16 protein-coding genes and 1 CRISPR repeat array are annotated in these 22,863 nt (G+C 41.8%); of the genes, 6 read left to right on the top strand and 10 right to left on the bottom strand.

Annotated elements, in window-relative coordinates:
- Positions 1 to 110: 110 nt before the first annotated feature.
- Together cas6 and CUS_RS03910 are read left to right on the top strand one after the other, a co-directional pair.
- Entirely contained in the window at positions 111 to 842 is a 732-nt protein-coding gene (gene cas6, locus CUS_RS03915) for a CRISPR-associated endoribonuclease Cas6 (protein WP_002847617.1), read from the top strand.
- Positions 832 to 2,481, top strand: coding sequence for a TM1812 family CRISPR-associated protein (locus CUS_RS03910; protein WP_002847605.1), 1,650 nt, complete (start codon positions 832 to 834; stop codon positions 2,479 to 2,481). Before cas6 ends, CUS_RS03910 begins: the two co-directional genes overlap by 11 nt.
- A 146-nt stretch (positions 2,482 to 2,627) precedes the next feature.
- Positions 2,628 to 3,772: a CRISPR direct-repeat array (repeat unit 31 nt; unit sequence TTGTATCTTACCCGTGTGTGGGAATTGAAAC).
- 55 nt (positions 3,773 to 3,827) lie between these two features.
- Here the strand turns inward: CUS_RS03910 and CUS_RS03905 are convergent.
- From CUS_RS03905 to CUS_RS03875, 7 genes are all read right to left on the bottom strand, one after another.
- The gene (locus CUS_RS03905) at positions 3,828 to 4,742 is read right to left on the bottom strand and encodes a hypothetical protein (protein WP_002847562.1); all 915 of its coding nucleotides are present in this window, start codon (positions 4,740 to 4,742) and stop codon (positions 3,828 to 3,830) included.
- 13 nt (positions 4,743 to 4,755) lie between these two features.
- A complete protein-coding gene (locus CUS_RS03900) occupies positions 4,756 to 5,373 on the bottom strand; it encodes a TM1812 family CRISPR-associated protein (RefSeq protein ID WP_002847643.1) in 618 nt (205 codons plus the stop codon).
- Positions 5,374 to 5,529: 156 nt separating this feature from the next.
- The gene (locus CUS_RS03895; RefSeq protein ID WP_002847553.1) at positions 5,530 to 7,380 is read right to left on the bottom strand and encodes an RAMP superfamily CRISPR-associated protein; all 1,851 of its coding nucleotides are present in this window, start codon (positions 7,378 to 7,380) and stop codon (positions 5,530 to 5,532) included.
- Complete coding sequence (gene csx19, locus CUS_RS03890; RefSeq protein WP_002847555.1) at positions 7,370 to 7,849, bottom strand: type III-D CRISPR-associated protein Csx19; 480 nt, start codon at positions 7,847 to 7,849, stop codon at positions 7,370 to 7,372. Before csx19 ends, CUS_RS03895 begins: the two co-directional genes overlap by 11 nt.
- Positions 7,846 to 9,093, bottom strand: coding sequence for an RAMP superfamily CRISPR-associated protein (locus CUS_RS03885; RefSeq protein WP_002847576.1), 1,248 nt, complete (start codon positions 9,091 to 9,093; stop codon positions 7,846 to 7,848). The genes csx19 and CUS_RS03885 overlap by 4 nt, the downstream gene beginning before the upstream one ends.
- Entirely contained in the window at positions 9,086 to 11,005 is a 1,920-nt protein-coding gene (locus CUS_RS03880) for an RAMP superfamily CRISPR-associated protein (protein WP_002847586.1), read from the bottom strand. Before CUS_RS03880 ends, CUS_RS03885 begins: the two co-directional genes overlap by 8 nt.
- The gene (locus CUS_RS03875; protein ID WP_002847585.1) at positions 11,005 to 12,447 is read right to left on the bottom strand and encodes a Cas10/Cmr2 second palm domain-containing protein; all 1,443 of its coding nucleotides are present in this window, start codon (positions 12,445 to 12,447) and stop codon (positions 11,005 to 11,007) included. Before CUS_RS03875 ends, CUS_RS03880 begins: the two co-directional genes overlap by 1 nt.
- Positions 12,448 to 13,206: 759 nt before the next feature.
- Here CUS_RS03875 and CUS_RS03870 point away from each other — a divergent pair.
- The 3 genes from CUS_RS03870 to CUS_RS18510 all read left to right on the top strand — a co-directional run bounded on the left by CUS_RS03870 (position 13,207) and on the right by CUS_RS18510 (position 17,503).
- A complete protein-coding gene (locus CUS_RS03870) occupies positions 13,207 to 14,784 on the top strand; it encodes a glycoside hydrolase family 88 protein (protein WP_037276428.1) in 1,578 nt (525 codons plus the stop codon).
- A gap of 122 nt (positions 14,785 to 14,906) precedes the next feature.
- Positions 14,907 to 15,758, top strand: a complete 852-nt coding sequence (locus CUS_RS03865) for a GIY-YIG nuclease family protein (protein ID WP_002847593.1) — start codon at positions 14,907 to 14,909, stop codon at positions 15,756 to 15,758.
- Between the two features lie 740 nt (positions 15,759 to 16,498).
- Positions 16,499 to 17,503, top strand: a complete 1,005-nt coding sequence (locus CUS_RS18510; RefSeq protein ID WP_002847640.1) for a D-Ala-D-Ala carboxypeptidase family metallohydrolase — start codon at positions 16,499 to 16,501, stop codon at positions 17,501 to 17,503.
- 281 nt (positions 17,504 to 17,784) lie between these two features.
- On the opposite strand, the gene CUS_RS03855 is transcribed toward CUS_RS18510, so the two are convergent.
- The 3 genes from CUS_RS03855 to CUS_RS03845 form a co-directional block, all read right to left on the bottom strand.
- Complete coding sequence (locus CUS_RS03855; protein WP_242831534.1) at positions 17,785 to 18,255, bottom strand: hypothetical protein; 471 nt, start codon at positions 18,253 to 18,255, stop codon at positions 17,785 to 17,787.
- Positions 18,256 to 18,397: 142 nt separating this feature from the next.
- Positions 18,398 to 19,696, bottom strand: a complete 1,299-nt coding sequence (locus CUS_RS03850) for a sensor histidine kinase (protein ID WP_002847577.1) — start codon at positions 19,694 to 19,696, stop codon at positions 18,398 to 18,400.
- A 2-nt stretch (positions 19,697 to 19,698) separates the two neighbouring features.
- Positions 19,699 to 20,412, bottom strand: coding sequence for a LytR/AlgR family response regulator transcription factor (locus CUS_RS03845; protein ID WP_002847635.1), 714 nt, complete (start codon positions 20,410 to 20,412; stop codon positions 19,699 to 19,701).
- Between the two features lie 821 nt (positions 20,413 to 21,233).
- Here CUS_RS03845 and CUS_RS03840 point away from each other — a divergent pair.
- Positions 21,234 to 22,736 carry an L-aspartate oxidase gene (locus CUS_RS03840; protein WP_002847631.1) on the top strand — a complete coding sequence of 501 codons (1,503 nt, stop codon included), beginning with the start codon at positions 21,234 to 21,236 and terminating at the stop codon, positions 22,734 to 22,736.
- The last annotated feature ends 127 nt before the right edge of the window (positions 22,737 to 22,863 follow it).

Below are 22,863 nucleotides of genomic sequence, written 5' to 3'. Positions count from 1 at the left end.
AAGACCAGATCGGATTTTCGATCAAACTTTTTAGAAGTTCTTTGTGTATCTTTCTTTATACTATAAACTGCGATATTACTTATGATATAAAAATAAAGAGGTGAAATTCAATGCAGCTCATAATACATTTGAAATCTCAGAATAAATTATCACTTCCTGTTGATTACGGTTATAGGCTCTCAGCGGCGATATACCATCTGGCAAGCTCAGATGCGGAGTACAGCAGGTTCCTTCACGATGAGGGCTATGGAGAGCAGGAGCATTTCAAACTGTTCGTGTTTTCGCCGCTTAAAGGCAAGTATATTATAAAAGATAAGCAGATCATCTTTGATGGTGATATGTCTTTTGAAATAAGGAGCATCTCAAAAAGATTTTGTGATGCGGTTAAAACTTCGCTTCTCAAAAACGGCAGTATCAGGCTAATGGATACAGAGCTTGATATCGTTATGACAGAGGTGTATGATAATGCCCCTGCGGTATCCTCGGTGGATATACGCACAGCTTCACCTATTATAGTGAGTTCTACCGATAATAAGCATACCACCTTTGTTTCACCCGAAGATGATGCCTGGCTTGAAATGATAAATCTGACGCTCTACAGAAAATTCACTGCCGCATATGGGCAAGAACCGCCCTCTATAGTCAGACTTAGCTTGCTCAAACCGCCTAAAAAGGTTGTCAGCAGGATCAAAGGCAACTGGGTGACAGCTTACCACGGCAGCTTTCATCTTGAAGCCGCCCCCATGGTGACAGCTTTTTTATTTGAAACAGGGCTTGGCTCAAAAAACTCACAGGGATTCGGAATGTTCAATATCACAGGAGGAGATCATAATGACCTATAATGCACTGGTACTTATATTAAGTTTATATAATGACAAAGAAGATCACGTTCCGATGACTTACTACTGTTACGGTGACAAGAAATTTTCAGGCAGACAGACCAATGAAGCTGCAACCAAGCTGACATTATCGGAATGCGACATAAAAAAGCTCGTATGTATTACCAGCAAGGAGACACTTACCGAGATCAAAAATGACCTCGGTGATTTGACAACGTATGATTATTTCAAAAAAGAGATCGCAGACTTTTGCACCGAACATAACATATCAATGCCTGAATTTGTGCAGATACGTGATTTCTGTGAAGCGGACAACAACTATAAGCCGACTACCAAACTTCTTGATGATGTTTTAAAAGAACTGAAAGACTACAATGTATATATTGACACAACAGGCGGTGGAAGAGATGCTTCGGTGCTTATCCAACTACTTGTTAAATACATGGAAAATTTCGGACGAAGACCTCAGCGGGCTTGGTACAGCAGTTTCAAAGATAAAAACATACACGATGTTACAGATTCATACCGTGTTATGGATCTGATCGATGCAATGGGGACTTTCAATACCACTGGTATAAGCAAAGGTCTGGCAGAACTGGCGGCGGTGAAAAATAAAGCTCTTAATGACGCAATAAACGCTATCGACAAATTTTCAGATGAGATACATCTGAACAAGATAGATAACATCGAGGAAACTCTCACGGAAATGAACAACTGCTTCAATAAGGTGATAGGCTCTGACGATCCTGCTGAACTCAACAACACGGAATATATGTTCAAGGCGATAATCCCCGAACTGCAAAAGGGACTGTTTCCAAATAATAAAGCCGATATTCCCGATATAATAGACTGGTGTATACGAAACAATATGCTGCAACAGTCGCTGACCATAGCAACTGAGAGGATACCCAGATATCTATTTGAAGATATGGGTCTGGTAAAATGTATCGGGGATAAAGCGGCTCTGCTCAAAGAAAAGAAAACTTATGAAGATGAATACTATCATCTGTTCTATACTAAGATGCTTACAGCCACTGATATATTCCGTGCAGAAGCCAATAACAAAAAGAAAGAATTCATACAGCAGTATCTAAACGGAAAACTGAAAAACAACAGGGAATTCTGGAAAGAATTTGAAACGCTGACATATGGGCTTCCGAAAAGAAACCTCGATCATAAAACGATATTCAATCATCTGTGTGAGAAGGGCAGTTCTGCTTTCGGCAAAAGGATCGATGTTATAAAATCTCTTATAGGCAGCGGTGCGAATACATACGAAAAACTGGCAGATGCCTACGCTAACCATAAGAAGAAAGAACTGGCAGACCTGCTGGGATATCCCGAACTTGCGAGAAAGTCGGAAAATGACTCTCTGAACAACAAGTTTCTTTTAGTTGACAGCATGGACAGCTGCAAGCAGAATGATTTTGAAATAGCGGAGGGACAACTTGAACTATTCAAGAAAATAGCAGTGGGATATCTGTACATAAAAGCAAAGCGCAATCAGGTCAACCATTCGGGAGATGATACCGATATGAGGAATATACAAATGATACTTGAAAAGTACGGATACTCAGCACAGCCGGATAGTATTACTGATAATATACAGAAGTTCACAAGCCTGCTTCGTGCGAACCCCTGAAAAACAGCATAAAAAAGCAACACAGAAAACGGTGTTTCGCACCGTTTCTGTGTCATTTTTGTTCTATTTTTGTTTAACAGATATTATGCAATATTGACAAAACCGACATCTTGTGATATAATCTCATCAAGGGGCAATACCTCGCTTTGTATCTTACCCGTGTGTGGGAATTGAAACTACGAGAATTTCATTTACAGCATTATTCTTCTTATTTGTATCTTACCCGTGTGTGGGAATTGAAACCTCCGTCTGCTCCAATGAAGCCATTTCCGTCGACTTTTGTATCTTACCCGTGTGTGGGAATTGAAACTTCATCATATGTTGTAGTATCTTTCTCGTTTATTTGTATCTTACCCGTGTGTGGGAATTGAAACATAATAGACTTAGCGTTTTCACCCTCCTTAATTTTTGTATCTTACCCGTGTGTGGGAATTGAAACGCCGATGAACTCATTAAAGCCCTCAACACCGTCTTGTATCTTACCCGTGTGTGGGAATTGAAACAGATGTACTCTACATAATCGGCGGCGATCATATCTGCTTGTATCTTACCCGTGTGTGGGAATTGAAACATTCTCTCACCGCCTTCTTGATTTTATCATACAGTTGTATCTTACCCGTGTGTGGGAATTGAAACTTATCTGCATAAAAATCGTTGTGTTGTCTTAATTGTATCTTACCCGTGTGTGGGAATTGAAACTTGTCAAAAGCGACTTCTCCCATCTCCACATTCTTTTGTATCTTACCCGTGTGTGGGAATTGAAACTTATGTATTTTAATACATTTCATGATTGTTGGTAAATTGTATCTTACCCGTGTGTGGGAATTGAAACCTTTTCTTTCTTCTTACCAAATAACATATTATTATTTGTATCTTACCCGTGTGTGGGAATTGAAACCTTCATGTTGCGGCGCCTAATACGTTGCATTGCTTGTATCTTACCCGTGTGTGGGAATTGAAACACTCATACAGTGCGGTTGCAAAGAATTCGTACATTCTTGTATCTTACCCGTGTGTGGGAATTGAAACGAAATGCTCCCGATTTTAATTAGACACGCGCCAAGTTGTATCTTACCCGTGTGTGGGAATTGAAACTCAATAGTCTGTTCAGGAAACGCACCGTCTTCAGTTGTATCTTACCCGTGTGTGGGAATTGAAACATATGTCACACCTCCTTTCCATATCCGTCAACCGTTGTATCTTACCCGTGTGTGGGAATTGAAACGTCGGATTATGGTCATCGACCGTGAATATTGATCATTGTATCTTACCCGTGTGTGGGAATTAACAAAAAAACGACCCTTTCGCTTTTACACGAAAGAGTCGTTTTTGTTTTACAGAATTATTCAGTTGTGATATCGGGTCATATTCATCGCTTCCATATAACTCCTGTAAATATCCGAAAGCTGTGATGCCGTTTTTTCTACCTCATGGAACTTTTTGAGATACTCACAAGTTACATTATGAGGGATCATTTTTATTTCCTTGCCCTCTTTGGTGTAGTATTTTCTGGGAACATGGCATTTGAAGATATCATCTATGCTGTTCACTGTTGCAGGGTCGATTATATCAGACTCCATAAGAAAACCAAACAGCGAATAGTATGTTACAGCCTCAAACTGGGTGGATACCTGTTTAAGCAGTCTGCCGTCGGAGTACGGTATATAGTACAGCATTATTTGCTCGCTTGAAAATGTACGCTTGCATATTTTTGAATTCTTTTGCCTTGTTTTATCGATAACAGCTTTAAAAATATCCAGTACCTGACGAATATTTTCCAACTTCTCGGGATCGATGTCATCATCGTAAGATGGTGCTTTATCATAAAGGCTTAACTCTTCACCGTCTTCATTGTAAGTTACTTCAGAGTCAGTCATTTCATCTATTTTTTTCTTGTGGGATTCAGTATAAGCTTGCTCGGAAGAATAGACAAAATCTAAAAGCGGTTTTGAACGCTTTGAAATGGTCACTGCCAGATAATTCGTAAATGAACTGCTCTCAGTATACTCTTTCTTCGACCATACATCCATGATATCTCCGTTTATTGTTGGTTCAAAAACAAGTTTTTGAAATATCTCTTCGTACAGCGGCTTGATATAATGAAGTCCGCCTTTAGCGAGAACATCGGTATAAAGCAGGTTTACAAGGGCTATTTTCTTGTTTTTGTATTCAGCTTCAAAGCCCTTATCGTGTGCTTCTTTCATCTTTAACGCAGTTTCATCGATAAGTTTTTTGCTAGGGAACCAGTCTTTATCTTTCATAAAACGCACCCCCTTATTTTCCAAGCAAAGCCTTTATAACATTTTTGGGAGAATCTCCCATGCAGGGTGAGAATTTCGAGATGATCTCATTCATATAGAAAAGCGAGGTTATATCGTGTATGAATGCCTTTTTTGTACTGTGATCGAAGCGTCCGTAGACTACCCTGTCGATATATACATTTTTAAGCACATTCTTGGCATATGAAAGACCCATCAGTTCTACCATAGGAGTGGGCTTGGTGCCATAGGTCGTACAGGCTGTGAGTATATCATTATCCTCGAACATATCTATCAGCTTCTCGAAAGTATCCAGATGTGCTTCAAGGTCTTCTCCATGTTCATTATCGGGGACAGTTATAGTTTTTACGTTGTATTTGAAACCTATCTTTTCAGCAAGCGCATCTGCTTCTTCTTTAAAATAACCGAGATTGTGTTCTGCGTTGGGGTTATCCTTGATTATACATATAAACGTTATCTCATCATCTTTTTTTACAGAAAGCGACACTGGTATCATTATTGGGAAACGTGTTTCAAGTGAATTTTCAAGGATCTCATTGTCTGCTGCACTATACACATTGATCTTAAGCTGACCCTCAGGCTGCAGCGGAATGGTACTGATAAACTTTTTCATGATCATATCTCCTTTACAAATCAAATATTATGATATTACACTACGGTTTCTTCATTTCAAACCTCTGATATATATACGCATCGTATCAAGCCAAATCGGAGAATGAAATTTGCAAAATCATTTGTATTTTTTTAGGATATTAAGTTGCGGTATCTGTCACTTCTTTTTATTTTTACTGTTGTTATTATTCTGACCGCGCTTACGCATCATGATACCGCCTCCAAAAGTTCCTCCGTCATCTCCGAAAGAATAGCTCTTGGGTGCATTTGGAGTAATTTCGTCAACTTTGACTTTTTCAAAAACAGGAAGGGTAATATTGGGATCGCTGATATCCGGCAAAACGTGTTTATAGTTCCATGCTGTTCCCGTACCATTTGCAGTTCGGTTTGCGGCGAACCACTGGTGCGCAGCTTTGGAATTTCTGGAAGGTCTTGTTTTATCCTCTGCAATGGGATATGATACGTTCATTCCTTCCGTTGTTTTCAAGCCTATCAGCCGTTCAAGCGCTTTGCTGACCTTTATACCACTCTCAGATACAAGACTGTCTATATCCATCTCAGTTACTGTATACGAGAAAGTTTCCTTATCGTAGTTCCTTATCAGTACCTTATCAACGATTATTTTCGCTGAACCAAGCCCCAGTGGCTTGCCGTGACCCAGCTTATACAGTCGGAAACTATCTTCAGTGTTCTCACCGAGAGTTAGCGTCCAGACAAATCTGGACAGCTGTTTTTCGGTTATATTGTCGAAATACACATCAAAATTGAAGGTGCTTCCCATATCTGCAAGCTCCATTGTGCTGTTACGCTTGGTAACTTCACTTGTTTCATACTTATTCTGTTCAGTATGCAGATAGAATTTCCTGCCTTTAACACTTGCATCAGCAAGCTCTCGTACAGGAACATCCATACTTCTTGATTTTCCTTTGAACATTATGGGTTTCTTTTCATATCTGACTGTCTTGTAGTCATAGTTCCAAGCTACAGCATTATCAGGTCGCTCGGTGTAAAACTCCACCGATGTCGTTTTTGGGGAAGCAAGTTCTTTTAGGGTATGATATCCTGCACTTATGAAGTTGACTTCTTTGGCATCGCTAAATCTCACCCTACTTGCGCGTGCTTTGCCGTTTTTACTGATAATTCCGAACAACGTACACGTTTCACAGAGCTTCTCTCCATCGCCGTACATACATGAGATATGGTCACCGAGAAGATCGTTCAGCTTGTTATGAAATACCGATCGGCTGATCTGCGCAGGAGAAAGATACACTATCTGCTGCTCTCCTTTGCCTACCAGTTCATAGAAAAGCGGTGTCATACCTTTTTCGTTTAGCGTATTTGTTGAGCGATTATACAGCTCAAATTTAGAGCCGCCTTCCTTTTCTGCATTTTTTCTGTATATTTCAAGACACTCACGGTAATCATCCACTGCCTTCTCAAGTTCGCTGCATTGAACGGGAGTTCCGATCGTAAATACGGACTTGACATTATGTTGACGGCCTATATCATACCATACTCTCAGCACCTGATCTCCGTTTAATGGGATATCGGGATTGTATTTGTTCTTCCTTGCAGAGAAAAGCTGCCACTTGCCATCAACCTTTTTCAGTATTCCCGGCAACCTCTGATGCGAGTGCCGTGCTGAAAGGATATTATTGTTGTTTACTGAAAAACAGCTGTTTGTTATCGTTTCAAACATACTCCTGACAACTCCGCGAACCGAACTCCCGGATATAAGGTGAGTGCCGTCTGCTTTTGAAAAGAATGGATATATATAATGCTCACTTAGATCATTACTGATCTGCTTTCTTTCATGGTCAGGGATAGCAAGCGGAGTAACAGCTTTAATAGTGCAGATTATTTTACCCGACAGCGTTCCCTGCTCGGGATCTGTTCTTATGACAGTTCCCCTTACAGGCATAAAGCTGTACGGGTTTACGAAAGATTCGTTTGTTTCCTGCCATTTTCCTTTTGGTTTATTCGGCTTGTTATTACTATTATTTGCCATTCCACTTCTCCTCCTCTCTCAAAAGCTTTACTATCCTGAAATCTTTAAGTGAGAACATACCGTCATCATCATACTCGCCGTAATGACGTATCACAAAACGCTCAAAGCCAGCTTCCGGCATTTCATAATGACCTCCGCCTATAGCTGTATATTCGGCGCTGTCGTTTTTGGCGGCATCAAGATACTGCACTTCGTCATATATGTATTCCTTTGCAACTTCTTCATCGTTTATGTATCTCCAGACAAACTCCCTGCCAATATTTGCACGAACTGCTTTTAATTCTCCATGCTTATCAAAAAGCCTTATCTCCAGGATATGGTCAGTATCTTCGATCGGTCTGAAATGAGTACAGCAGAACTTTGTCGTGTAGACACAGAACAAGAAGCTATCATCGTTCTTGTATTTTTCCAGCAAAGTGTTTATACCGCTTTCGTCAATAGTGCCATTTGCTTTTATATATCCGCTCAATCCTGCTCACCTCCGAAAATATCCTTGAGATCATAAGCCTTGAATTTATCTGTCATATCTTCACCGTTCAGCCTGAGTGTTTTTATTTCAAACAGACCACGCCCCACAGATGTAAGCCCGCCCACCGCGATAAAGCCGTTATCAAGGTCGGCAAAAGCTGCAAGCAGTGCGGTTTTCAGGTCGATGTCCGTACCCTTTGGCAGAGTGACGATAAGGCTCGTTTTTCCGCTGTATATCGTCAGCTCGGTATAAAGCGCACCGTCGTTTGTGGCTGCGGAGAAACGGTCTATTGAGTTTCGGGTGATGAGTTTTTTCTCGTAGGTCCCGTCTTCAAAGACGCTTTCAGAAAAAGTTATCTTAGACTTCTGTGTTATCTTAGTACCCTGTTCAACATAGCCGAAAAGTTCCTGCATCTTTGCATCGGTCATCTTGTTCACGCCAAGAAGTCTTGCCACTCCATCTCTGAACACACCTGCCCAGGTAGTCCCCGGGATAACAGGCTTACCGTTGCGCAGTGATAGATATTTAAAGTCGGGGGCAGTCGGTTCACCGTCTGCTGCGATCTCGGTGGTATAACTGCGTATGGAAAGTGCACTTTTCAGTTCAAGTTCAAGCTCTATTATATCCGTGTCACTTCCCGTTTCAGGCGGTTCAAACGTTTCTGCGCCTGTCCAGCAGTCATCGTCATACATATCAAATCTGAGCCATTTGCTGATATCATCAAAAGCCAGCCTTCTGACATTTTCAAGTCTGACCTGACCGTATCCGCGGGTGGTCTTGTGACCAAAGCGAAGTATACCGCTGTTAAGTGCCGCAAGCTGAGATAAGAATAGTTTTTCATCATCAGCACTGACACTGTCATCAAGCTCGATATATGTCCTGAAACGTACACCGGACTCGACTATCTCAAAGTCGAATTTAGCACCGTCTTCGCCAACCTTATCTATAAGATGAACGCTGTTGCGCACCGAGATAACGGGTTCGCTTTCCCCTGCGTATAAGGCATCGTAAAATATCACATGGCTTTGTTTGTTATCTCCGTTATCAGATATTTTTCCGCAGAGCCTTTCTTTATCTTCCTTACCCAGCCTGCTTGCAAGCACGCCCGCTATGGAGGTAGCAGGAATATATGGCTTGTCACGGCTGTCAAGCAGAACATCGGAATCTGTGTTTTCGTTCAGCCCCGAGCCCAGAGAAAGCGATGAAACAAGCACTATATCAAAGCTGAAATATCTTCTATTCATTTCCGCCTGCCTCCTTTAGTCTGTATTTGATAACGGTAAGTGCGATCTTTAAGAACTCACGCCATTCACTGCTATACTGCTCTTCTGCGCTGTCGATGAAGGTCTTTGCCTTTTCACGCTTGTTATCGGTCTTTATAGATGCCACTCTCTTATCAAGGTCGGCTTTATCTTCTGCCTGAGCGACCATAAGCAGCAGCCTTCCGACAAATGACGGAGTGAAGTCTTTTTTGACTTTACCGTACTGCTCATCTGCATAGTTGATCGCCGCAATACGAAGTTTCTCCCGTTTATTGTTCTTTTCGATGAGGTCTGCTAATTTGCAGTCAGCCGAAACTGCTTCTGCCGCAATTCTCTCGGGCAAAGCCCTGCCAAGTGACGTTAGTTCTTCTTTTGTGCATATTTTAACAGCGCCGAAGCCTTCGTTCTGCCTTTCGCCTATCGTCAGGTATTTTGGAAGTGCTGTATTTGTTATAAAGCAAAGCACGCTGCCCTTTTCAAATGCCCTGATGTGTGAACGCTTATATCTGCCGACTGAGATATACCCCATGACTGTTTTATATTTCAGCGAACTGTGTTCTGCATCAATAGCTTCGCTTTCAATTCCCAGTGCCTTTGCAAGAACGGATATATCCGTGGAAAACTCAGCGTTTTCACCTATCAGCAGCACATCGGAACATAGCAGTGCAAAAACCTTTCCGACAGCTGAACTATTCTCTTTAACAGGCACGCATTTTGCATTGACTATATCGCAGGCAGAATACTGCGCCGTTTTGCTTCTTCCAAGATTTATCCTACCGCCTGCAATAACAGGCATAAGTCTGCGAAGATCTTTGCCGATGCCGCGTACTGTTCCCGTAAAGAGCTGTCCTTCGCTCAATACCTCCTGTGTATACAGCAGCTTGCCCTCCTCACCCTGCTTCTGACCGTGGTGGTAGATAACTTCCTTTTCGGGCTTGATCTCTGAATCATTTATCAGATATCCGCCCTTAAATGGTTTTACAAGCGGCTTATCGTCCTCCTTATCACGGAAAATATATCTTATCTCCTTACTGTCCTTAGTCTTTCCGAGCACAGCGGGCGCAGGCTCGGAAACGGTCTGCCCGTCCGAGATATACATGTTTGAGAATTTAACAGCACCGCTTAAAAACAGTCGGTCGAAGTCGCTTTCATCGCCGCCGTTTTTAAGATATCCTCCGGCAAAAGCACCAAGCACCGCACTTCCGGGGATATAGTCCGCAGTTTCCATTGAGCTTTTTCCCAGGAACATTGCAGCAGACCGCAGTCTGACTGTCAGCCAGAGTTCATACTCATTATCCTCATCTGGGATATTTATTTCAAGCTGTTTCTTATCTTCCGACGGTCTGAACTCACACCTGACAGAGCCATAGCCCCTTGTGCGCTTGTAACCTATATTGCGCAGTGCAAGGCAGATATTTTTCAGGTGCTCTTCGTCACCCTCTGCATACTCTATCTCACTTATGAACACCATTTCTTCTTTATCAAAAGGCGAATAGTGATCGACCACCCTTGTAAAACGCAGGCTGTTTTCCTTTGCGGTATCTTTCTCTATTGCAGTTGATGCCTTGACAGAAGTAAACAGTGCAAGCACTTTCTCGGCTGAATATTTTGATTTTTCCGCCTGCTCACAAAGCATTCTGTGATCCCTTAGTCGTGCATCACCGATACGCAGCGAACCTGAGGTGATGCTTCCACTGACACCGAAAATGCTGTCGATACGCTCACAGCCGATATATTCTGCGGCTTCCCTCAGACAGCCCTTCAATCGCCTTGACGGGATAAACGGCAGACCATATCTGTCAGCGCAGATATCGGTATCTATCGAAAGAGAAAAGCCGTCTCCGCTTGCCGCACAAAGATCGGACTTCAACGTGATGTAGATATATCCCCGCATTATCTCTCCTCCTCTTTTGCAAACCATAGGTCGTATACCTGTGCTATGTCAAAGATCATTTTTCTTGATCTTTCATTTGTGGGGTCAATATGTATACCCTTATTCTTATATCGAGAGTTTATGCGCTCTATCTCAAAGCGGTAATACGACTCACCCTTGATGATAGCTGCCGCAAGCTCTTTGATGTTTGACCTGCCTATTTCTTTTATCTTTTTTGCAAAGTCTATAAACTTAGAATAGGAGTATTCCTCATGTTCTCCGTCAACACGGTATGGACGAGCTGTCAGATCCTTTTCCTGCTTCTCACGCACTATCTCCATATCGTTGGTGATACCTGCACGACAGAAATGAAAATCAATAAAATTCGCATTGCTTTCATATTTCCTTGAACACTTCTTGCCGCTCTCGCAGCACTGCTCTGCTATCTCATAAACATCTGCAAAGGGTGCGTGTGAGTGGAATATCGCTACACCCGCACAGGCATAATTATTGCTTTTCTCACTGTCAAGGGTGCGAAAATATACGTACAGTATATCGGGGACTATCCTTGCATTACAGATCAGTGTTATCTCATCGCCGCCTGCGATGACCTTGCGGTATTTGGCATATTTTATACCTTCGTTCTGCTTTCCGAGCAGCATTTTTTCTATCGCACTTATGGGCGCTTCAACAAAATTGTGAGCTGTCTTTTCGGAAAATCGCCTGAGCGCATTGATACACTTGTCGTAGTCGTGTTCATCACCGAGTTCATTCTTTAGCTTAGCACCCATATTGTTTCCGTCAATATATATTATCGCAAGCAGACTTTCCCTGCCCTTTTCGGTAGTAAGTTCGTCAAGATATATAGTTGACAGCTCCTCCTTGATGTCTATATCATCATACGCTTTGTACTTGCACACACTTTCACAGCTCAATGAATCCTGCTTATACTTATTTTTCTCGACTATGGGCATATATGTGCGCATATCCACCTGAGTAAATGGCAGAACGGAACAGGGCACATTAATGCTGCCCGTGCTTTTATTTATAGCATTCTGCCTGTACAGTTCGGCGCGGTCTGCTTTAAAATCACCGCTCACAGAAACGCATGATACCACTGCATTGACTGTCCATGTTTCATCGATCAGCATACGAGATAATAGCTTGTTCGCTTTGCGGTATATATTTTCATTTTTGTATATTACCATGAGGTTTCCGCCGCCGATATATACTACTTCGGCAGAGCGATCGGACTTCTCAAAATCATCAAAAGAAAACTCCCTGCCTATCCATTCTCCACCGTTAATAAATGAAATACCTTCATTCTTAGCTTTCTCTATAAACTTATCATACATCTTTGAAAGCAAAGCAGAACCACCCGATATCTCACGTATCTTATTTGTTCGGTAAATATATTCCTGTTTGCTTCGCAAGTCATAGAGTGCAAGCCTGTTATCTGACATTTTTATCACTCCGTTCTGTTTATTAAATTGATCTGTAATACAAAAGCTGTGATCACAACAAAAAAGCAAAACATTCACCAATACCCTACTGCTTATGCTTTCTGTGAGGCAGATCATCCATATTTCACAGCCTAAATCATTTAATATATATTACATAATTATTATTATATCATTAATGTTTTGTTTTGTCAACAACGAACATAAATTACAGCAATACAATTACAAGCCGTGCAGCACTTATAGCAATCCAACTTTTTAAATTCACAAGATCCAGTCGCAAAAGCTGGGATTTATGGGTTTTGTGACTGGATTTTGTCTGAATTTTAAGGCGGATTGCTATAAGCTACACGGCTCGCCCTCCCGAAATCGTCAATGCGCCTGACTATCCCTGTTGCTTTCATTTTGTTCCCTCCGTTATTTAGATTTGTGGGAATAGTTTGCGCGGAGAATGGCAGATCATTCATTTTCATGGTTATCCCGCTGACACACCACAAAAAACATCGATCTAGCAGAACTTAAAGTGGTTGGCGTATATCTTTTTGTTTACCGCATTTTTAGCTGGTGTGCTAAAGGGATAGTCATATTCATTTTTATGAAAAAGGTCGATCGTCCGATCATTTTCCAAAACCGACACCAATTATTTTCACAGGACTGCCGCCTAAAGTTGCGCTGAACAGGATAGCCGTAAAATACATTGTATTTTATGGCTATTTATGTTATACTAAAATCACATAAAAATGTATGGAGATGAAACTTATCATGAAAAGATATCTGAAACGATACAGAAGTATTGCAGCCATGCTGTGTATGACAGTTATGCTCAGCAGCATGAATGGTTATTCGTCTGCTGTCAGTGTAAATGCAGCGGAAAGCAGCGGAACAATGACTGATTATCTGTCAGCTGACATCTCACTTGATGGCACAAGACAAAGCACTCTACAGGTACAAAAACTTGCTGCTGCGCTGTATGATAAGAACCTTGAATACTTCAGTAGTCGAAAAGGCGGTTTCTCTTGGGATACAGAGAAGAAAAAACGAAGCTGGACGTACTATAACGGCATCATGATGGATGCTTATCTGATGATGGATGACTGCTTTACATCTGATGTAAGCTATTATAAAGCCGTGAACAGCTTCTATGATGCAAATATCAGCTACATTGATAAGGTAGCTGCTGTAGATACGACAGGGAACAGCAGCAATTATTACAGAGAAACTGAGCTGGACTCGATCCCGCCTGTGCGTGCTCTCTTTGATCTGCTCAAAAGCGATGTTCCAACGGAAGCAGAACGTGAAAAATACACTCAGCTTATCATGTATGTCTATGATCTGATGACTGTCGAATACCCAACAGTCGAAGGCACAGACGGTAATTTCAAGCATAAGTACGGCAGTTCAAACAGCGGTTGGAGCACCTATCCTGTTGCCCTCGACGGGCTCTATATGGCGCAGCCGTTTTTCATGGAATTTGCAAATGCCATAGAAGACGGTACTATTGACGTCACAGAAACAGGTATCACAGCTGATGGATTATATTCCGATGTAGTTGCAAGAATGTGCTGGATCGGAGAAAACCTCTATGACGAGAAAACAGGTCTTTATAATCACGGCTGGGGACCTTCGGCGGGCGTGAACGGTCAGTTCTGGCTGAGGGCGGTCGGCTGGTATGCAGCTGCGCTTGCAGATGTTATTGGTATGCTTCCTGAGCGTTTTGATACAGAAAGGAACAAACTCATTGCCATTGAAAAACAGCTCTTTGACGGTATGCTGAAGTATCAGGATCCCGAAAACGGAATGTGGAACAATGTCATTGACCATGACTTGACGCTGAAAGGTTCAAAAGTATCCAATCTTCCTGAAACATCAGGCTCTGCACTGATGGCATACGCTATGCTCAGATCTTATTCAGAGGGTCATATAGAACAGACCTACTGTGAAGCAGGACTTCGGGCATTCAATGGGATAGTTCGTGAGCGTCTTGACAGTGAAGGACTGCAAGGCATATACATTTCTTCGGGTGTGGGCACTACAGCGGAAAGTTACCTTACAAAGAACTATCAGGTCAATGAAGCAAAGGGTGTGGCACCTCTGATGATGGCTGCATGCTATGCAAACAAAGCGGCAGAACGCTGTTACGGTACCGCCCATTGTTTACAGGGAGATGTCAATGGAGATGGCAAATTAAATATTTCAGATGTTATTCTGCTGCAAAAATGGCTTATTTCCCCGTCTGATACTTACCTTGCAGATAGTAAAGCTGCTGATCTAAACAATGATGGCATGCTGAATGATAATGATCTGGATCTGATGAAAACTGTATTATCGGAACAGTATTAACAATAGATGATCAATACTCATGAAATTTCTCAAACACAAAGATCCTGTCAGAGCATCGTTTCAATAATGTAATACTTAAAAAGAAAGGCAAAACGTTCTAGTGATTTTAAGGTGTGAATAAAATGGCAATATTATATTTTTCTGATATTCTGAAAAAAGTCGGGTTAGACCCTAAAAAAGTCAAATTAATTCGTCATGCGTATTCTCATAATAATTTCAAAAAATTAGCAGAAAGAAATATGATCTATGAGTATACTCGTCATCAAAGAAAAGATTTTAGCAAAGGCTATGATTACTGGGCTGTATTTATAAGCGGCAAAGGTACCTTAGCTCAGCTTTATACAGTTTATAAAGTCGGAGATTATGTTTCCGATACGCCTGATATGATACCCGAAGGCAGCACCGAGGAAGAAGCCAGCGGATATACAGGGGAAGGAGCGGTATATGAGCTTACAAGATTAGACATATTAAAAGAATACGAGGGCAAACTGACCATAGACTGGGGTCCTTCTACTCGTAAGTGGGATCAAAAAGGAACGACGGAAAAACCTATCATCTCAATAATGCCAGACGAGAAAAAAGTATTTATGGGATATGAAGAGGTACTGCTTTCCTATGACCAACTTAAAGAGATTGTGGATAACAAAGAGATCTACGAAGCATGGCATGTTGCACTCAAATCTGTAAATGCTATATATCTTATAGTTGATACAGAAACCGGAAAACAATATGTCGGCTCAGCTTATGGTGAAGACGGCTTATTCGGCAGATGGTGCTGCTATGTAAACTCACACCACGGACACAATAAAAAGATGAAAGAGCTTATCTGTAACTACCCCGAAAGGTATCATGCTTTCCAGTTTTCTATCCTACAAATACTGCCAAAAACGATAATTCCCGAAGAAGCAGTTAGAATTGAAAACAAATGGAAATCCAGATTGTTAAGCATGAAGTTTGGTATGAATGATAACTAGGAACTGACAACTTATGTCTTTTGAGATCACTTACTGAAATAAAAACATGTTTTTTCGACTGTCCGGCAAAATTCACTTCTGCAAGATATGATCGATAAAATCTAAAGAATACATCATCTATCTATGACCGTTTTGTATACTCGCGCATACATAAAATGAACCGTGTAGGGAACACCCACTCCTGCACGGTTTTCTTTATATCTCAGACAAGTTTTAAAAATAATATCGAAGTGTATGCAGATGGCGAAATGAATACAATTATCACCGCCATTCAGGATAAATACATCAATGGCATATTAGCACTGAAAGATGGCAGTGACCGGTATATTTTCGGACATTTTATCGATACTTCTCTTTCATACTGCATTACTGATAACGAAATATTGTCATTAAACGTTCGATAGCTGTAACTGTGCTGCTTTGGCTCAACATAGCCGTTTGTGGTCGTTTTATGCAGTACTTTTATAATGTTTCATTGAGCAGATCTATCTACGTTCACTCCGATTTTATGACTGCTGACTCTGATATGAATGATTTTTTCGAGTACCTGTGCTATACTTCAAGTACAGTCAAACAACGGAATGAAACAAACAAAATGCTGTACTTGCTGCGCAGCTGATACGGATGAAACACTGTCGTACACAGTGGAAAAGTTCGGTCTGATATTTCAAAGTCAACGCATTTTTGGTTTCATTACGGTCTTAGTCTGAAATAATCTATATCTGAAAGGAATAAACAAAATGAAAAACACAACATTTACAAGGACAACCAAGAAAGTTATCACCACCCTGACAGCAGCAGGCTGCATGCTCTCTGTTTCTGCGGGCGCTCTGGGAAACAGCACAATAAGCAATGTTATATTCGGCAATGCGATAGTTGCAGATGCGGCATCCAACGATGCAAGCACTATTATTGATGCAAGAAACGGTAATGTCGAACTGGTACAGGGTAAGTTCTACATATCGCCCAACAAGCTGTATGTGCTTGTATTCCAGGGCGACGGCAACCTCGTTGTATATCATTACAACCCCTCTACAGGCAAGGCATATTCACCTACATGGAGTTCTCAGACAGAGAAGAGAAACGGTAAGAAGTGCATACTTCAGGGCGATGGTAACTTTGTTATCTATAGATCCGACGGAAAAGCTATCTGGAATACCAGGACCAACGGCAAGAAGAACGCTTATCTCACATTCAGCAATTCAGGTGTGATAAGAGTAGTTTCCAGAAATACAGGCTCTACCACATGGTCAAGCACTTATAATCACGGCTACAGCATCAATCAGGGACCGATCATAGATAAGCCGGCAGACGGTCAGCTTTCTGCACATTTCCACTCAAGTGAATTTGCGTGCAAGCGCTGCGGCAAGACCCACGCTATCGACCCTAACCTCATAGACAAGCTGGAAGCACTCTACAGCAAGCTGAATTGTTCAAAGATCATCGTTAACTCGGGCTACCGCGATCCTGATTGTTCCGTTGCAGTAGGCGGTTACAGAACTGACGCACATACTCTCGGACTTGCGGCAGATGTTGTTTGCTACGATAAAAACGGCAATGTTATCCCCTGTGAAACTACCGCATGGGCAGCAGAGCAGATCGGCTTTACAGGCATCGGTTTGATGAATGGCGGAGCTATCCACCTCGATGTTCGTACCACCAGCAATTATTCAAATGGTCACTGGTTCGGTGATGAAAGAACAGGCAATAACAATATCGCTACTTTCAAAAACTATCATAGGTGATATCAACGACACCTGATACTGTGAATATATAATGCAAACAAAAGGCAGGCACTTAAAAACAGAGTGCCTGCCTTATATTTGTTTCTGCACTATATCCCGATGCTGATATAATAAATATGACTATCCCTTTAGCACACCGGCTGAAAATGCTGTAAACAAAAGGATAATTGAGCACCATACGCCAGCCACCTTAAGTTCTGTAAAACCGCCGTTTTTGTGGTGTGTCAGCGTGATAACCACGATAATAAAAAAACGGCAGTGCGCATTACACGCACCGCCGTCTACAGAGAGTTGTAGTTTACACCTATATATACTTCAAGAACACAATCCGAGCCGAATTTATCGCCGTTTCGTACCACTACATAATAAACGCCCGTTATAGGCTCATAATTATTTTTTTTGATATAATCTTTCAGGGCTGTTTCTGTTCCCGAAATATCCGCGATGCTTCCCTCGTGTCTTGTCATGACCGCGTTTACCAGACGGAATACAGGCTTCTTGCCGTAGTTTTCCGAAGGTCTTATCTCACCCTTTACAGGTATCAGTATCTCAGCAGACTGTATTTCATCGGAACCGTCATTTCCCTTGAATGTAAATATAGACCTGCCGTTGGCTGTGTGACCCAATACCGAAAGATTATCATGGATATGCTGTATCACTTTCGGTATATCCGCCTTTCTTGTGTTCGCAAGATAGGTTATCAGGTTTTCAGCGTATACATTCATGTGTTGTATGTATTGCAATCTTTTCACCCGTTCATAATCTATTAGAAATATAAAGCTGACTGTCGTTACAGATGATCATGGCATATTTCTTTTATAGATCATATCACAGAATGTATGGTGCTGTCATCTGTTGCGGAGTGAATGGTATTAAAATCGAAGTGAACGGTATTTACACCTCTTCCGCCCTCAGCATAAGCTGAATGTCAAGTGTGAATTTCCCGCTGTCTGCTGACATTTCTGCTTCGCCGTCGTATTTTCTTACTGTCCGCAGAATGTTGGATACACCGAAACCGTGATGTTCTTTGTCGCTCTTTGAAGTTGCTATAGTATTGTTGCTTTTTATCGACACAGCCTCAAATATCGGATTTGCGATATTAAAGAAGAAGTATCCCTGTTGAAAGTCAGCTTCGATATTTATTTCTTTGCGGTCATCGGAAGTGTCTTTGCCGCAGGCTTCTATTGCATTGTCGATAGCGTTTGCCATTATTATACAAAGGTCAACATTGCTTATGCCTGTCGTAGGTACCATGCCCTTAAAGAGTATGACGGAATTTACCGTTGCGGCTCTGTCATTTTTATCATTCAGCAATGCGTCAATGATTATATTTCCTGTATTGAACTGCTTTTTCTCAACAGATGAAAGGTTTTCTATCTCAGTTATATAATCCAGCGCCTTGTCTTTTTCATTCGCCTCGATAAGGCTTCCAAGACAGATCATGTGATTTTTGAAATCATGTCGGAAACTTCTGAATTCGCCATAGATGCTGTTTATCTTTTCGTAGTACTTTACTTCGTTCTCCACCTGCTTTGAAAGCATGTCTATGGTGGTCTTTTTTTCTGCTTCGGATATGCTTATCTTTATGATGGAAAAAGCAAAGATCACCAGACCTATCATTGACGGCAGTATGTATCTCTTGTAATACAGTTCGTGATCGGGCTTGTTTTCGCCCATAACGAACACTGCCGCTATATACGATATAAGAAGAACGTTAATGTATATTTTTTTCGGTAAAGATTCAATGACCTTGCGCACGACCAGTTCCATCTTTTTGCTTTTAAGATATATAAGTATGCACGCTATGATGACCGAATCGATGATAAATGACAGCAGATTGCAAAGTTCGTAATCATCGATAAATGCCATGCAGATATTCATATATATCTGCGGCGGCGACATGGTTTGCAGAAAAATATACAGTACTCTCAGACTTATCTCACTGAATATGATACTGTATGCAGCCAATCGTCCGAAAAAATAAAATAATTGCAGTGCCAGCAGCAATTCTCCCGGACAGAAATCAGGCTTGTTCATAAGTAAAGGTGCGGGAAGCAGGGTGAGTATAAGAACAAAATAACCCAGATATCTGATGCGTGATGCCTTGAAACTGCATACTGTTTTTGACAGCCTGACTATAAGGAACTGCTCTGTGATGTTGGTGAGCAGTACTAAATAAGAAGTGATAGTCATCGTCACAGCCCCTTCCGTAAATTATATCTCTTGATATAGTCGGTGAAGGCTTTTTTGAACGGCGTGAGTTTTATCCTGCTGATAAGTGCTCTTTCCTTATTGTCGAAAAGTATATCCGTAGATGTGTGCGAAACTATATGCCGCAGTCCTGCAAGATATGTCCTGTGGCATCGGAAAAATTTGTCTTCGGGAAGCATTTTTTCTATCTCGGACAAAGTCTTTTTAAAAAGTACAGTACCCTCATTCGTCCTTATGTGGCAGTATTTGTCAGATGCCTCGATGTATATTATGTCGTTTATATTTATCTTCTTACTGCTGTCATCGGTCTTTATAAGTATAAAGTTCGACTCGTCATTGTCCGCAAGGAATGAATCCAGCGCAGACTCCAGCTTTTTTTCGTCTATCGGCTTTACTAAAAACCTGTAGGCATTGACTTCAAAGGTATCAAAAACAATATCCGGAAAGCTGGTCAGGAATATAATGGCAGTCTTGATGTTTTTCTTTCTTATCTGCCTTGCAGTTTCAAGACCGCTTATCTCTGCCATCTGATGATCCATAAAAATAATATCATACTCGTTCTGACTGCCTATAAGGTCAAGTCCGTTGGTATAATCATTGTAGATCATTATAAGGTTTCTCTTTTTTGCATAATTTTCCAGATGCTTTTTCAGTTCTGTGTGGATGATCATCTGATCATCACAGATCGCGATTTTCATAATGTTCTCCCTTCGTTCTGATACATTTATTTTTTATGGTTCGACACATAGTAACTTTTATAGCGTTCGGCAGATCATATCTTATAATAAACGAAATTTATGCCTTTTGCTATGGTGCAGTTTACTCCGTATTATATACCGTTTACTCCAAAATTGTATCGCGATGTCCAAAAATGTAATATAATAAGACCATCGGAACAAGAGATACAACAAAACTAAAAGAAGGAGGCTTCAATAATGCTGGATTGGTTTGACTGGTGGGGCTGGTAATAGAAATTAAGTAAAATACATAGTAAACTGTTAATTTATATCTATATTTAAGTTTATTATAGCACAGTTTATCGTGTTTGTCAATTTTATGACAGTAAAGTGTTCTGAACGTTTCACCAATATTGAAAGATAACAGAAAAGAAATCATAACAGAAAAGCAAGTCGTGCAGTGATATGGTGTCCCTGCACGATTTGTTTTATCAGGAAAATATGTCCATATCCTCGCCCTGTGAACCGCGTTTTGCCCCTGATAATTCGTCTTTTCAGCATAAGGATGCCGACGGCCGCGTGCGTGGCGGTCGGCAAGTGGGATGACTCCACCTCTCGGTCACCGCTGTGCCGTTACGACTTGGCTGTGAACGTCCTGCCCTGTAATTCGCGCCTTTTGCGTAATGACAGCCCGAAAGGACATGAATGGTAAAATCTGAGAACGACAATTACTCTCATTTTTTTGCAATTGCTATTGAAATTCATACAGTATTGTGTTATAATAGAATAAGTATATCATCCGGTTATACTATATCTCTGTCATAGCAAAGAGGGTAAACTTTATGAGCAAAAATTATGATGTTATTATAGTAGGCTGCGGCGCTTCGGGTCTTTATGCGGCACTCAATCTGCCGAGCGACATGAAAGTGCTGGTACTGGCAAAGCGCGAACTGACACTCTGTAACTCTTCACTGGCACAGGGCGGTATCGCGGGCGTTTATAAAAATCCCGATGACTCACCCGCACTGCACAAGGAAGATACTTTTATCGCAGGCGGCTTCGAGAACGACCCCGATTCCACCGAAGTGCTGGTAACTGAGGCGGCGCAGGATATCGACAAGATAATCAAACTGGGCGTTGATTTCGACAAGACTCCCGATGGCGATTACCACCGTACCCTTGAGGGCGGTCACGGTAAGCACCGCATCTTCCACCACAAGGACGCTACGGGCTATGAGATAGAAACAAAACTGCTGGCTTATGTGCAGACTCTCCCGAATGTTGAGATATGGGAGAACGCACTGATGTGCGACTGCCACAAGGTCGGGGACGGTTTCTCTTTCTTAGTGCTGAAAGATGGTGAGTTCATCACCTGCAACTCTCACAAGGCGATATTTGCTACGGGCGGTATAGGCAGAGTCTATGAGTTCACCACAAACTCCGCCATAGCTACAGGTGACGGCATCGCAAAAGCCTATGATATGGGCGCTGAGATAAAGCACCTGAGTTACATACAGTTCCACCCGACAGCTTTCAACAACCGCAACACCCGCGAGTGCTTCCTTATCTCCGAAGCGGTCAGGGGCGAGGGCGCTTATCTGCTCAACTGCAATAAAGAGCGCTTTATGCAAAACTATGACCGCAGAAAGGAACTTGCTCCCCGCGATGTGGTATCCCACTCGATAATTTTTGAGGTAAGGCGCACAGGTTCGGACGAATTCTACATTGACATATCTCACAAAGACCCAGAATTTGTCAAAAACCGTTTCCCGATGATATATAAGAACCTGCTTGAAGCGGGCTATGACATGACCAAAGAGCCTGTGCCGATATTCCCATGCCACCACTACCTTATGGGCGGCATAAATGTTGACACTTTCGCCCGCACAAATATAGACGGTCTTTACGCATGCGGCGAATGCTCGCACACAGGCGTACACGGCAACAACAGACTTGCCAGCAACTCACTGCTTGAAGCGCTGGTATTCTCCCGCAGGGCGGCGGCTGACATCGCTGAAAAGCTGGACAAGAGCAAGACGCTTGAAAGCTACCCCTATGAGATAGACGAGAGCGCACCGCACATACCATCAGGTCTGAGGCGTGAGATAAGGGCGTTGATGCAGAAGTCCTACTTTGTACTGCCCGATATAGGCAGTTTGCAGGACAGCCTGACAAGAGTGGCGCACATAAGAGAGATGCTGGTCAAGGGCAATTACAAACTCGACCGCGATTATGTTGAAGCAAGAAGCCTTGCTACAGTCGCATACATCGTGCTGACCGAAGCCGTTGAGATAGCATTCAGCAGTGTCCCGCTGGACTATGTCGATTACGAACACGGCTTTTGATAATTCATAATTCACAATTCATAATTCATAATTGTTGACATGGACGTTTGATAATTCATAATTCACAATTCATAATTCATAATTGTTGACATGTGCGAAAGTTTTCCGCTTTATCGGAAGAACTCGC

Origin of the sequence: Hominimerdicola alba 8 (assembly GCF_000178155.2) — a bacterium.
Taxonomy (GTDB): domain Bacteria; phylum Bacillota; class Clostridia; order Oscillospirales; family Ruminococcaceae; genus Hominimerdicola; species Hominimerdicola alba_C.
The sequence above is the reverse complement of the archived record's forward strand: the minus strand, read 5'-3'. Positions and strand labels throughout refer to the sequence as shown.

Excerpts from the sequence above, each read along its gene's own strand:
- cas6 (WP_002847617.1), top strand. The coding sequence starts at position 111 with ATGCAGCTCATAATACATTTGAAATCTCAGAATAAATTATCACTTCCT.
- CUS_RS03895 (WP_002847553.1), bottom strand. The coding sequence starts at position 7,380 with ATGGCAAATAATAGTAATAACAAGCCGAATAAACCAAAAGGAAAATGG.
- CUS_RS03900 (WP_002847643.1), bottom strand. The coding sequence starts at position 5,373 with ATGAAAAAGTTTATCAGTACCATTCCGCTGCAGCCTGAGGGTCAGCTT.
- CUS_RS03910 (WP_002847605.1), top strand. The coding sequence starts at position 832 with ATGACCTATAATGCACTGGTACTTATATTAAGTTTATATAATGACAAA.
- CUS_RS18510 (WP_002847640.1), top strand. The coding sequence starts at position 16,499 with ATGAAAAACACAACATTTACAAGGACAACCAAGAAAGTTATCACCACC.
- CUS_RS03875 (WP_002847585.1), bottom strand. The coding sequence starts at position 12,447 with ATGTCAGATAACAGGCTTGCACTCTATGACTTGCGAAGCAAACAGGAA.
- CUS_RS03845 (WP_002847635.1), bottom strand. The coding sequence starts at position 20,412 with ATGAAAATCGCGATCTGTGATGATCAGATGATCATCCACACAGAACTG.
- CUS_RS03880 (WP_002847586.1), bottom strand. The coding sequence starts at position 11,005 with ATGCGGGGATATATCTACATCACGTTGAAGTCCGATCTTTGTGCGGCA.
- CUS_RS03885 (WP_002847576.1), bottom strand. The coding sequence starts at position 9,093 with ATGAATAGAAGATATTTCAGCTTTGATATAGTGCTTGTTTCATCGCTT.
- CUS_RS03840 (WP_002847631.1), top strand. The coding sequence starts at position 21,234 with ATGAGCAAAAATTATGATGTTATTATAGTAGGCTGCGGCGCTTCGGGT.
- CUS_RS03870 (WP_037276428.1), top strand. The coding sequence starts at position 13,207 with ATGAAAAGATATCTGAAACGATACAGAAGTATTGCAGCCATGCTGTGT.
- CUS_RS03865 (WP_002847593.1), top strand. The coding sequence starts at position 14,907 with ATGGCAATATTATATTTTTCTGATATTCTGAAAAAAGTCGGGTTAGAC.
- CUS_RS03850 (WP_002847577.1), bottom strand. The coding sequence starts at position 19,696 with ATGACTATCACTTCTTATTTAGTACTGCTCACCAACATCACAGAGCAG.
- CUS_RS03905 (WP_002847562.1), bottom strand. The coding sequence starts at position 4,742 with ATGAAAGATAAAGACTGGTTCCCTAGCAAAAAACTTATCGATGAAACT.